Here is a 12,205-nt window from a genome sequence, read left to right as displayed (position 1 = left end):
TCGTTCCTTAATGCAGTCCAAAAACGTTCAACATCGTAGAGAGCTTGACGCCGGTTTCCCGCCACTCGCCGACTGGCGAAGAGGCAGGGACAATCCCGGCGCCAGCGAACAGGCGCACCTGATTACCGTGCAATTTCGCACAACGAATCGTCACTACCCACTCGCCGTTTCCTTCGGCGTCGCACCAGCCGACAATGCCGCCAAACAGTTCACGATCGAACGGTTCCAGTTCAGCAATCAGCTTTTTCGCGACCTGATGAGGGAAACCGCTTAACGCAGGCGTTGGATGCAGCAGACAGGCCAGCGTCAGCGCGTTTTCTCCGGCGTTGGCCTTGCCCTCAAACGGCGTACCGAGATGCCATAGCGTCGGCGTGGTGATCAACTGCGGAGAGGAAGGTAATTGCAGTTCCGTGCTGCGATCGCGCAGGATCTGCTTCATCGCCTGCGTCACCAGCTCATGTTCATGCCGATCTTTTTGTGAAGCCAGCAGTCGGTTTCCCGCCTCGCGATCCAGAACGTCATCGGGCTGTCGGCGTGCCGAGCCTGCTAACGGCAGCGAACTAAACCGCTCGCCCTCCTTGCGTAGCAGCAATTCGGGGCTGGCGCCCAGCAGAACGCCGCCATCCGCCAGTGGTACATGGAAGTTGTAACTAACTGGATTCTGCGCAACCAGCCGCTCCAGCAATGCTCCGCTATCCACCGCCACATCAGTGGTGATATCTATTAGCCGGGAAAGCACCACTTTATCGACGTCTGGCGTGGCGGTCAGCATAGCCGCGCGTGCGACCATCGCTTCAAAAGCATCCTGCTCCGGAATCGCCTTTCGCGCCGTCACCGTCAGCGGCTGATGGTCAGTAAAATAACGCGCCGTGCGCTGCTTTTGCTGGCGGGAAAAGGACTGCCACGCCATCGGGATAAATAGCGACGACGGCTGACGAGTATCAAAGGGGATCGCCCCCACCAGGATAGGGTTGGCGATGCCCTGCGATTTGGCCTCGGCAAACTGCTGGCGCAATTTCTGCTGGAAAGGGCTATCCGGCGAATCGCCGGCAACCGCAGGCTCGGTATAACGGGCGAAGCACCCGGAAGTGGTAAAACTGCGATACGGCGACATGAAGAAAAAGCGATCGGGAGCAAGCGTTGCCATTGTCTCCTGAGCGTCCTCGGCCAGTGACATATCCATATCATCCTCCAATGATAAAGGCTTATATACACTTCATCTTTCAAGCTGCCTCTTTGTTGGCTGCGCTCAGAAACCCCGGTCACACAGTTATCTATGCTCGCGGGGATTTCTTCCCTTGCCGTTGCGATGCTTCTTGAATGATTTTGTGTATAATAATGATTATTATTTCTATTTTTAGTGCGCTAACCTAAGAGTAAAACGTCGCTCTGTCAACTCTGGTCATGAGTTAAATGGCACTAAGGCTTGCATCTCGCTGCCGCTGACATGAAAATGAGAAGCATTAACTTTATTAATAACAGGACGCTATTGTGAGACTCCCCGCCTTTTATCGTTGGCTGCTTTTAGTGGTTGGTTTATCAATTTCAGGAATATCCTTAGCCCAGGACGCCGGTTGGCCCCGGCAAATCCAGGACAGCCGCGGCGTTCATACTCTGGACCACAAACCCGCGCGTATCGTCTCTACCAGCGTGACGTTGACAGGCTCGTTGCTGGCGATTGATGCGCCCGTCGTCGCCAGCGGAGCCACTACGCCGAATAACCGCTTTGCCGACGATCAAGGGTTTATGCGCCAGTGGAGCGACGTAGCAAAGGCTCGCCATGTCGCCCGGCTGTACATCGGCGAACCGAATGCCGAAACGGTCGCCGCGCAAATGCCGGATCTCATTTTGATTAGCGCCACCGGCGGCGACTCCGCGCTGGCGCTTTACGATCAGCTCTCCGCTATCGCGCCGACGCTCGTCATCAATTATGACGATAAAAGCTGGCAGAGTTTGCTCACGCAACTTGGCGAGATCACCGGTCAGGAGAAACAGGCCGCCGCGCGAATAGCGGAGTTTGAGGCGCAACTGACGACGGTTAAACAGCGAATCGCCCTGCCGCCGCAGCCGGTTAGCGCGCTGGTGTATACCCCTGCCGCGCATAGCGCCAATCTGTGGACGCCAGAATCAGCACAAGGCAAGCTATTGACACAGTTAGGCTTTACGCTGGCGACATTGCCCCGAGGGCTGCAAACCAGCAAAAGCCAGGGTAAGCGCCACGATATCATTCAGCTTGGCGGTGAAAATCTGGCCGCCGGGTTAAACGGCGAATCTCTTTTCCTGTTTGCCGGCGACAACAAAGATGTCGCGGCCCTTTACGCCAATCCGCTGCTGGCGCACCTGCCAGCGGTGCAAAATAAGCGCGTCTATGCCCTGGGTACGGAGACGTTCCGTCTGGATTATTACAGCGCAACATTGTTGCTTAACCGGCTTGCCGCCCTGTTTTAGCCTTATCGGAGTCTTATCCGACTGACCAGACCGATTTGGTCAGTCGGATAAACGCCCCTTCATCAGCCAGCATCGCTAACCGGCGGCGTCTGGCGAAAACGACGTAGCTCGCCCAGCACTAACAGCAGCAACAAACCGATAATCACCAGCCCGAATCCACTCACGCTCGCGGAAGCGACCGGCGTCATCATTGCGCCAAGACCGCCTAACAGCGCCGCGCCGATAGCGTCTCCCGTGACGTTTTGCGCGGTCCACAGGCCGTTCATTCGCCCCAGCATATTTTCCGGCGTCTGGGTTTGCAGCAGAGTGTATTGTAATAACGAACTGATGGCGCTAAGCCAGCCAAATAGCGCCAAACAGATAACACCTGCGATCCAGACCGGCATGATGGCGAACAGCCCCACCGCCAGAAAAGAACCGACTGTCGAAACCAGCATAATGAGCCCCGGACGAACGCTATGCGCCAGTTGTCCGCTGGTCAGCGCGCCAATGGCCGCCCCCAGCGGAATTGACGCATACAGTAAACCGATTTGCGCCGCCGACATCTGCCAGCTCATCGCCAGCGCCGGATAGAGGACGCGTACCGCGCTTGCCATCGTCACCAGACCGCCAAGCAGCGCAATACCGCCGATAAGCGGACTGGCGAGCAAAAAACGAAATGCCGCCAGTAACGCGATAAAAGGATTTTCCCGCGGCTGCGGAGGAACAGGCAGTCGCGGCAGCGTCAGTAACGGCAATAGCGTAATAAACGTCCCGGCGGCCGCCAGCCCATAGTTCCAGGCTACGCCGCCGCTGGCAAGCAATATGCCCCCCAACATCGGCGAAATAACCGATCCCAGACGTACCGTCAGCATGGTAATCGCGCCGGCCTGCATCAGATTTTCTCTTCCGACCAGCGCTGGCGTCGCCGCCAGTAACGCGGTCACGCCCAGAGACGCGAAAAAGCCGTCCCACAGGCCAAGGAGATATATCGCCAGCAATGACGGTTCCGGCAGCAGCGAGTTCACGCACAGGCCAATAAAGCCAATACCGCAAGTACCGCGCGCCAGCAGAATCACCTTTTTGCGTTCGTAGCGATCGGCCAGTACGCCACCCACCATTAAGCCAATAAACATGGCGCCGCCGGTTAACGTTACCGACAGCCCTACCTGCCAGGTGGAGTGCGTCATCATTTGGATCTGTACCGGAACCGCCACGCCAAGCAGCCCCAGCGAGACAATAGAGATAAAACGGGCCAGAAATACTGCGCGAAATGCAGGGTGCGTCTTCAACAGGCTGAGATTGAGCAGCCAGGATTGTCGATTCATTACAACGCCTTAATGCGAGTTTTTTTAAATATCCATTCAATGGCTGCACATGCTAACATAACCAAATAAGATAGATAACGATAATTACTATCATTATCAGGGAAGTTACTATGTCATGCTCGTTTTCCGTGACGCGCGCGTTTGCCGTGCCCGGATTGTTGTTATTACTGAGTCTCGCCGCGGTTTTAAGCCTGGTCATTGGCGCGAAACCGCTGCCCGCCGCCGTCGTGCTAGAGGCGTTCACCGGCGTGTGCCAAAGCGCCGATTGCACCATCGTCCTGGATGCGCGTTTGCCGCGTACGCTGGCCGGATTACTGGCAGGCGGCGCGTTGGGCCTCGCCGGGGCGCTCATGCAAACACTCACTCGTAACCCGCTCGCCGACCCGGGGATTCTGGGCGTTAACAACGGCGCCAGCTTCGCCATTGTACTGGGCGCGGCGCTGTTTGGTTTCTCCACGCCGCTGGAACAGCTTTTCATGGCATTTAGCGGCGCGCTTATCGCATCGCTGATTGTCGCCTTCACCGGTAGTCAGGGCGGCGGCCAGTTAAGCCCGGTCCGCCTGACACTGGCGGGCGTGGCGCTTGGCGCGGTACTGGAAGGACTGACCAGCGGCATCGCGCTGTTAAATCCAGAGGTCTATGATCAGCTTCGCTTCTGGCAGGCGGGATCGCTGGACATTCGTAGCCTGCAAACGTTGAAAGTCGCGCTCGCGCCCGTGGTTATCGCTGGGATCGTGGCGCTATTTCTGAGCCGAGCGCTGAACAGCCTGAGCCTCGGCAGCGATACCGCGACGGCGCTGGGGAGTAAAGTGGCGCGCACCCAACTTATCGGTTTACTGGCGATTACCGTCTTGTGCGGCAGCGCAACGGCGCTGGTCGGCCCTATCGCCTTTATTGGTCTGATGATGCCGCATATGGCGCGTTGGCTGGTGGGCGCAGACCACCGCTGGTCGCTACCAGTGACGTTACTGGCAACCCCTGCTCTGCTGCTTTTTGCCGATATTATTGGTCGTCTGTTGGTGCCGGGCGAACTCCGCGTATCGGTTGTCAGTGCGTTTATCGGCGCGCCGGTACTTATCTTTCTGGTACGCCGTAAATCGAACGGAGGCGGCCTGTGATGTTTCTTTCTCGTCGGCTTATCGTAAGTTGCCTGCTTCTGGCGGCTGGCTGCTTCGCCATTGGCTTATGGAGTCTGCAAAGCGGCGCCGTGCCTCTTGAGACCGGGCAGATTATTGCCGCGCTGCTGGGCGACGCGCCGCGTAACATCACCCTTGTCGTAACCGAATGGCGACTACCGCGCGTATTAATGGCGCTGCTGATTGGCGCTGCGCTTGGCGTCAGTGGCGCGATTTTTCAGTCGTTGATGCGTAACCCGCTAGGCAGCCCTGATGTGATGGGCTTTAATACCGGCGCCTGGAGCGGCGTACTGGTCGCAATGGTCCTGTTTGGCCAGCATCTTACCGCGATCGCGCTGGCGGCAATGGCGGGCGGTATCGTCACGTCATTGATTGTCTGGCTGCTCGCCTGGCGTAACGGGATTGAAACTTTCCGGCTGATTATCATCGGTATCGGCATCCGCGCGATGTTAGTCGCCTTTAATACCTGGCTTCTGTTGCAGGCGTCGCTGGAAACGGCGCTCACCGCCGGCTTATGGAACGCCGGGTCGCTCAACGGTCTGACATGGGCAAAAACCTGGCCTTCAGCGCCGCTGATTATTGTAATGCTGACAGGCGCCGCGCTACTGGTGCGTCGTATGCGGCTGCTGGAGATGGGCGATGACAGCGCCTGCGCGCTGGGTGTTAGCGTGGAGCGGTCACGCCTGATGCTGATGCTGGTGGCGGTGTCGCTCACCGCTGCGGCAACGGCACTGGCTGGCCCCATCTCGTTTATTGCCCTTGTCGCGCCGCACATCGCCCGTCGTCTTAGCGGCACAGCGCGCTGGGGATTAACCCAGTCGGCGCTGTGCGGCGCGTTATTACTACTGGCCGCCGATGCGTGCGCGCAGCAACTGTTTATGCCTTATCAGCTTCCAGTGGGCGTGGTCACCGTCAGCCTCGGCGGTATTTACCTTATCGTCTTGTTAATTCAGGAGTCCCGCAAAAAATGACCGAATCCGTAGCCCGTTTACGCGGCGACCAGTTAACGCTGGGTTATGGCAGCTATACCGTCGCAAAAAACCTTAATGTTTCGATTCCGGACGGCCATTTTACCGCCATCATCGGCCCTAACGGCTGCGGCAAGTCGACGTTGCTACGTACGCTAAGCCGTCTGATGACGCCTGTTGACGGCCATGTCTGGCTGGATGGCGAACAGATACAGCGTTACGCCAGTAAAGAGGTGGCGCGGCGCATCGGATTGCTGGCGCAAAACGCCACCACGCCGGGCGATATCACCGTACAAGAACTGGTCGCCAGAGGGCGTTATCCGCATCAGCCGTTATTTACCCGCTGGCGCAAGGAAGATGCCGACGCCGTCGCCAGTGCCATGCGTGCAACAGGTATCACCTCACTGGCGGCGCAAAGTGTAGACACTCTGTCCGGCGGCCAACGTCAGCGGGCGTGGATAGCCATGGTGCTGGCGCAGGAAACGTCCATCATGCTGCTGGATGAGCCGACAACGTGGCTGGATATTAGCCATCAAATTGATTTGCTGGAGTTGTTAAGCGATCTCAACCGCGAAAAAGGTTATACGCTCGCCGCCGTCCTGCATGACCTGAATCAGGCCTGCCGATACGCCACGCATTTGATTGCATTACGCGAAGGTAACATTGTCGCACAGGGCGCGCCGAAAGAGATTGTTACCGCTGAGCTTATCGAAAAAATCTATGGGCTGCGCTGTATGATTATCGACGATCCGGTTGCCGGTACGCCGCTGGTAGTACCGCTGGGACGGCGATAGTCGTTCACACAGATGACAAAGCCGGATAATCGCTATCCGGCTTTTCGGGTAAATCAGACTAACCGTTCATCTATCGCCAGCGCGTTTTCCATTTTACGCGAGACCATCGCGTAACGCAGTAATACGCCGCCGCAGGCCATCATACCGCCAATCAACGCCGCCAGGATAATAATGACCGCTTTACCCGGGCCATCTTTTTTCACTGGCAGAGACGGCGACAGTTGATATTTAAACGGGGTAAACTTCACGTCGCTCACATTCATTGCCGCCAGTTGTTCAACATGGTATTGACGGTTACGCAAATCACCGTCAATCTCGGCCACGTCCGTTACCCCTTTTTCAATTTCCAGTTTGCGGGAAATACCATCCGCGCCGAGGGAAATAGAAAAATCCGGATCATCTTTTACCGCCTGACCATTGCTGTAAACCGGTCTCTTAATGCCAGCGGCGTTGGCGATTTCCAGCGAATAATGGAGACGTTGAATATTGGCATCAAGCTGGTTTTTGAGACGCACCCGATCCATCGCCAGCTTTTCCTGCTCGTAGCGGGTTTTGATTTCCAGCTGGTTACGAATATTTTCCAGCGTCTCTTTCACGACGATATCGGAGATGTACTGAATATAGCCAGCTAACACTTTTTGCGCTTCTTCCCGCGTCGGCGCGGTAAAACTCAATGTCCACGACGTGAATAACGACGTTTCATTTTTCTTGCCGACATTACTGTCCACCGCTTTCATTTTTTCGCTCAGCAGGACAATCGCCCGGTGAAGATCCTGCTCGTCTATTTGCGCGCCTTTTAATTGATCCATGACATACGGAGAAGAACGAAGATATTCTTCCAGCAGCGAGGGCGAGCTAAACTTTTTAATAAACAGATTAAATACGCTGCCCCGATCAACGCTTACCTCCATATCCAACACGCGCAGCGCGGTCAACGTTCTCTCCAGCCCCTGCCACTGTACCGACTCCGCCGGTGTGACAATCGCCTGGCTGGTCCATTTTTGCGGCAGCAGAAAGGACAGAAGCAACCCCACGCACGCAAAGGCGAAAACGGTAGCAAGAATACGACGTTTCGCCTGCCATAACACCTCTATAAGGCTAAACAAATCGATTTCATGACTGTTGGCGGGCGGCAGTGAATAACCTGCAAATGACTGATTTTTTTCTTGTTTTACATTAAGAGATGGCATGCCGTATGACCTGAAAACTTTATCCAATGAAAGAACACATTCCTGTCAGAGATTCTAACAGCAAGTCAGAATTATCCGAAACACTCTTTGCGCGCCAGTGCCCGAAAAGCTAAATATTCGGAATTAAACTTGCCTGTAGCATGTATCACTTATGTTAAAAGAATTAATAGTTGCAATAAAAAACCCATAATAATTAGTCATTATTATGGGTTTCAGGATTTAATTTGTTAAAGGCAGAAACAACGCCCGTTATTTATTAATAAGTTCGCTGATGATGGGCCCGATAGTTTCAAAAGCGGAGGGAGAAATAATATCTACATGCGCGCACGGCTGGCGATAAATAGCCAAAGACGCTATCCACGGCGACCAGCTCTGTTCAGGCGATACGCCTTCCGGCACCGTTTTATCCGCCACAAAGAGCGTAGCATGTCCATCAAACGGTACGCTATGCGCCGTCGTCAGCAAACGGACAGCATCCGCATAATTGCCTTCAATGGCGGTAAATAAGGCGTCGGAGGCATTTCCCTGCTGAGCGGCGACAAACGCAGCGCGTTCACGTTCAATTTCCGCCAATACGTCCGGATTGAGGCCATTCGCCTCTTTTTCCCGCCAGTTTTGCGTTTCCGGCGGCCAGGTGTCCAGTAACCCCAAAAACGCCACCGTTTCGCCGCGCGCGCGCAACCGGGCGGCGATCCCTTGCGCCAGCGTCCCGCCCAGCGAATAGCCTAATAAATAATAAGGGCCATGCGGCTGCCGGGCGAGCAATGTCGCCAGATGATGTTCACATACCTCATCAAGAGTGGTTGCGGTTTGCATAGGGCCAGCGGGGCGCGGCGACTGAATCCCCATAATCGACCACGACGGGCTGAGATAGCGTGATAATACGCTAAATTGCCAGGCGAACCCCGACGCCGGATGGAAACAAAATAACGTTGGACCATCGCTTTCACGCAGCGGCAACAGCGGCCCGAACCCCAGATTGCGCGAGCGTTCGTCATCGTCAGTATCGAGCAGCTTACTTAACTGCGCCACGTCAGACGCCACCATCACCTGCCCCGGCGTCACCTGGCGGTTAAACGTCTGACTTAGCTGCGCGGCCAGTTTCATCGCCAGCAGCGAATGTCCGCCCAGCGCAAAGAAATCACTTTCAACGTCGTTAATCTCACAGCCCAGCAGGCGGGAAAACGCCGCGGCGACAGCAATCTCCGTTGCGGACTGCGGCGCACGCCCTTTCACGCGCGGCGTCAGGTCCGGCAGCGGCAGGGCTTTACGATCCAGCTTGCCATTAGCGCTAAGCGGCAAACCGGCAAGTTGCAACAACACAACTGGCACCATATGCGCGGGAAGTTTTTGGCGTAATTTTTCCTGCAGCGCCGGTAAATCCAGCGGCAAACCGGAGTGCGACACCAGATAGCCGACCAGTTGCCGGGCATCCCCGCCCGTCGCCGCCGCCTGATTAAAGACGCAGGCATGTGCTACCGCCTGTTCAACATCCGGCAGCGTTTGCATGACGCGGTCAATCTCGCCCAGTTCAATACGTTGCCCCCGAATTTTGAGCTGATCGTCGCTGCGCCCCAGGTACTCCACCGCGCCGGAATCCAGCCAGCGCGCCACATCTCCGGTACGGTACATCCGTTCGCCTGGCGCAAAAGGATCGGCGATAAAACGGCTGGCGGTAAGATCCGGACGCCCCAGATAGCCCTGCGCCAGTTGGATACCGGTAAGATAGAGATCGCCAGCCACGCCCGGCGGCACCGGCTGCATATGCGCATCGAGAATACGTAAACCGGTATTCCAGACGGGATAACCAATCGGGATACTGTTGCCGTCAACAGCCGCCAGCTCATCGCCACAGGCCGGATACCAGCTCACATCCACCGCGGCCTCCGTTGGCCCGTACAGATTGTGTAGCGGCGCGTTGGTTAACGTCTCCCATTCGCGGCACAGCGCCGTCGGCAGGGCCTCGCCGCTACAGAAAACGCGCTTTAAGGAAGCGCAGCTTTTCCCAGCCGACGCTGGCGTGAGCGAGGCAATAAAGGCCGCCAGCATCGACGGCACAAAATGAGTGGTCGTGACGCCGTATTGCGCAAAGAACCGCTGCATCGCGAGCGGGTCGCGGTGCGCTTCCGGCTCGGCCATCACCAGTTTCGCCCCGGCGATAAACGGCCAGAAAAACTCCCATACTGAGACGTCAAAACTGCACGGCGTTTTTTGCGCTACTACATCATCCGCCGTCAACGGATAGTGATCCTGCATCCACAGCAGCCGGTTGACTATCGCCGTTTGTCCCACCATCACCCCTTTCGGCCTGCCCGTCGAGCCAGAGGTGAAAATGATGTAAGCGGTATGATGCGGTAACGACAGCCCCAGCGGAGTGGCGTCACTGACCGGTAGCGGTTGGCTATAACACAAATATTCCATCCCCGGAATATCGTGAAAGCGCGCCAGCTGCGCCTGAGTCGTAATTAAAAGTTTCGGCTGCGCATCTTCCAGCATCATTCGCAGCCGATCGTCAGGATAACCGGTATCCAGCGGCAGCCAGGCGGCGCCCGCCTCGACAATGCCATGCAGCGCTAAGGTCAGGAAAACCGACCGCGGCAACGCCACCGCCACGCTATCGCCAGGCTGAACGCCGCGTTCCCGCAGCGCGTATGCCAGCGCCACAACTTGTTCACGCATTTCACGGTAGGTAAAGTGATAATGCGCATCTGCCAACGCGGAAGCCTCTGGCGTTTTTTGCGCCTGCTGCGCCACCAAATCGCTAAGCGTGGCGGCGGGAATCGTTACCGCCGTATTATTAAGGTGTGTTAATTGCGTTTGTTCTTCCGCCAGCAGCATTTGCGCATCGCCGCAGCGCAGCGCCGGGTTATCAGCAAACTGCGTGATAAGCGCCATCAATCGTAAGGCATGGCGGGAGAGCGTGGCGTCATCGTAACGCTGTGCATTCGCCAGCAATTCAATATCCAGACCGCCGTTTTCATCCGGAAAAAGCGCCAGTTCAAGATCGTTAACCGGCCCCGTAGCCAGGGTATGGGTTTGCGCCTGTATGCCAGGAAGATCCAAATGATAATCAAATACTTTTATATTGAGCACCGGGCCAAATAGCGGCGTCTCCCCTGCGGCTCGCCCGCTATCGCGTACAATCTGTTCGGCGTCGTAACGCTGGTGGCGGCGCATCTTCTTTAACTGCGCCGCAAGACGCTTCGCCAGTGTTGGCAGATCTTCCGTCGCATGAAGGTTAATCGCCAGCGGCAACACGTTAAGGACAGGCCCGGTCGCCGTTAACGCCGCCGATCCCATCCGCCGCATAAAGATAAATCCAGCGGCATAATCCATTCGCCCGCATAATCGTCCCAGCCACAACGTCACCAGCGCCAGGGCAAGATCCGCTCGCGGTATCTCAGGCATGTGCACCGCCAGTTGGCGAAACGCCCCCGCCGGCGCGCTCAATTTCATACGCAGAATACCCGCACTCGCCGACCGCCCCGGCAGCGGCGCGGCAGAAATTGACGCCGGCGGCGGCAGCTCGCGGCGCTGCTGCGCCCAGAAGGCGCCGTCACGCTGCCAGGCCTCGCTCTGGCGATAGCGCTGATATTCCTCGACCACATCCGCAAAGGGGGTAAAAGGCGACTCCGGCGTAGGAGCGTCGCTCTGCCAGGCGCGATAAATCGCCGCAATCTGGCGAGTTATCGCCGGGAAGCTAAAGCCATCCACCAGCAAATGGTGATAGCGCTGATACCAATACCAGCGGGTATCATCAATGCAGATTAACTGGTGAAACGCCAGCGGCTTACCGCTATCTGCGCGCAGGTTTTGCCGTAAATCCGCCTGCATTAACGCCAGCGCCGCGTGATGCGGATCGGGCTGGTCGCGTAAATCGGCAATCGGGGGCTCGCCGAAGGTGTGCTCAGGATCTATCCATTGCCAGACCTCGCCGTTCTCTTCGGTAAAACGCATCCGTAGCGTATCCGCCTGTTGCATCCCTACCGCTACCGCTTTTGCCAGCAAGGGGGCATCCAGCTCGCCATTCAGTTCCACGTAGTGCGCCACGCTCCAGGCGGAGGGTAAATCAGAGAGTTTTTCCGCCATCCAGATCCCCGGCTGGGCGGCGACTAACGGTAAACGCTGCGTCATTTCGCCTCCTGCTTATCGGCATAATGCGCCGGATTCAGTGTTGTCCAGCGCGTATTAAGCCACTGCTGGCACGCGTCCTGCGATTGCGGTTCACATACCACGTCCCAGCCTGCGGGAAGCGCACATACCGCTGGCCAAAGGCTGAATTGACGCTGCGCATTTTGCAGGATGTAAAACTGTCCCTGCGGATTATCGAAGGGATTACTGAACTCCATACTCAACTCCTGT

9 protein-coding genes are annotated in these 12,205 nt (G+C 56.6%); 4 read left to right on the top strand and 5 right to left on the bottom strand.

Annotated elements, in window-relative coordinates; translation table 11 throughout:
* Positions 1 to 7: 7 nt before the first annotated feature.
* Positions 8 to 1,183, bottom strand: coding sequence for an isochorismate synthase EntC (gene entC / locus J4617_RS19980; protein ID WP_000367596.1), 1,176 nt, complete (start codon positions 1,181 to 1,183; stop codon positions 8 to 10).
* A 308-nt stretch (positions 1,184 to 1,491) separates the two neighbouring features.
* Here entC and fepB point away from each other — a divergent pair, with 308 nt between their 5' ends.
* Positions 1,492 to 2,448: a Fe2+-enterobactin ABC transporter substrate-binding protein gene (fepB, locus tag J4617_RS19975; protein WP_001238992.1), complete on the top strand. Its 957-nt coding sequence runs from the start codon at positions 1,492 to 1,494 to the stop codon at positions 2,446 to 2,448.
* A gap of 62 nt (positions 2,449 to 2,510) precedes the next feature.
* On the opposite strand, the gene entS is transcribed toward fepB, so the two are convergent.
* Positions 2,511 to 3,755: an enterobactin transporter EntS gene (gene entS, locus J4617_RS19970; protein WP_017466031.1), complete on the bottom strand. Its 1,245-nt coding sequence runs from the start codon at positions 3,753 to 3,755 to the stop codon at positions 2,511 to 2,513.
* A gap of 110 nt (positions 3,756 to 3,865) precedes the next feature.
* Between entS and fepD the strand changes: the two genes are divergently transcribed.
* The 3 genes from fepD to fepC are packed head-to-tail and all read left to right on the top strand — an operon-like array spanning position 3,866 to position 6,653.
* Positions 3,866 to 4,873 carry a Fe(3+)-siderophore ABC transporter permease gene (gene fepD / locus J4617_RS19965; RefSeq protein ID WP_001277879.1) on the top strand — a complete coding sequence of 336 codons (1,008 nt, stop codon included), beginning with the start codon at positions 3,866 to 3,868 and terminating at the stop codon, positions 4,871 to 4,873.
* Positions 4,873 to 5,862, top strand: coding sequence for an iron-enterobactin ABC transporter permease (fepG, locus tag J4617_RS19960; RefSeq protein ID WP_000480064.1), 990 nt, complete (start codon positions 4,873 to 4,875; stop codon positions 5,860 to 5,862). The genes fepD and fepG overlap by 1 nt, the downstream gene beginning before the upstream one ends.
* Complete coding sequence (gene fepC, locus J4617_RS19955; RefSeq protein WP_000140620.1) at positions 5,859 to 6,653, top strand: iron-enterobactin ABC transporter ATP-binding protein; 795 nt, start codon at positions 5,859 to 5,861, stop codon at positions 6,651 to 6,653. Before fepG ends, fepC begins: the two co-directional genes overlap by 4 nt.
* Before the next feature lie 53 nt (positions 6,654 to 6,706).
* Here the strand turns inward: fepC and wzz(fepE) are convergent, their stop codons facing one another.
* From wzz(fepE) to J4617_RS19940, 3 genes are all read right to left on the bottom strand, one after another.
* Positions 6,707 to 7,843 (bottom strand): LPS O-antigen length regulator Wzz(fepE), encoded by a 1,137-nt coding sequence (gene wzz(fepE), locus J4617_RS19950; protein ID WP_017466030.1) that lies wholly within the window; start codon positions 7,841 to 7,843, stop codon positions 6,707 to 6,709.
* Positions 7,844 to 8,092: 249 nt separating this feature from the next.
* On the bottom strand, positions 8,093 to 11,977 hold the full coding sequence (gene entF, locus J4617_RS19945) for an enterobactin non-ribosomal peptide synthetase EntF (protein WP_017466029.1): 3,885 nt from the start codon (positions 11,975 to 11,977) through the stop codon (positions 8,093 to 8,095).
* Positions 11,974 to 12,192, bottom strand: coding sequence for an MbtH family protein (locus J4617_RS19940; protein WP_017466028.1), 219 nt, complete (start codon positions 12,190 to 12,192; stop codon positions 11,974 to 11,976). The genes entF and J4617_RS19940 overlap by 4 nt, the downstream gene beginning before the upstream one ends.
* Between the last annotated feature and the right edge of the window lie 13 nt (positions 12,193 to 12,205).

It is taken from the genome of Salmonella sp. 32010601201800023SM (assembly GCF_017572235.1).
Classification (GTDB): domain Bacteria; phylum Pseudomonadota; class Gammaproteobacteria; order Enterobacterales; family Enterobacteriaceae; genus Salmonella; species Salmonella enterica.
This window is presented reverse-complemented; position numbering and strand designations above follow the sequence as displayed.

What these genes read in the sequence shown, in the direction of transcription:
- entC (WP_000367596.1), bottom strand. Translation starts at nt 1,183, where the DNA reads ATGGATATGTCACTGGCCGAGGACGCTCAGGAGACAATGGCAACGCTT.
- entS (WP_017466031.1), bottom strand. Translation starts at nt 3,755, where the DNA reads ATGAATCGACAATCCTGGCTGCTCAATCTCAGCCTGTTGAAGACGCAC.
- fepD (WP_001277879.1), top strand. Translation starts at nt 3,866, where the DNA reads ATGTCATGCTCGTTTTCCGTGACGCGCGCGTTTGCCGTGCCCGGATTG.
- fepG (WP_000480064.1), top strand. Translation starts at nt 4,873, where the DNA reads ATGTTTCTTTCTCGTCGGCTTATCGTAAGTTGCCTGCTTCTGGCGGCT.
- fepC (WP_000140620.1), top strand. Translation starts at nt 5,859, where the DNA reads ATGACCGAATCCGTAGCCCGTTTACGCGGCGACCAGTTAACGCTGGGT.
- entF (WP_017466029.1), bottom strand. Translation starts at nt 11,977, where the DNA reads ATGACGCAGCGTTTACCGTTAGTCGCCGCCCAGCCGGGGATCTGGATG.
- J4617_RS19940 (WP_017466028.1), bottom strand. Translation starts at nt 12,192, where the DNA reads ATGGAGTTCAGTAATCCCTTCGATAATCCGCAGGGACAGTTTTACATC.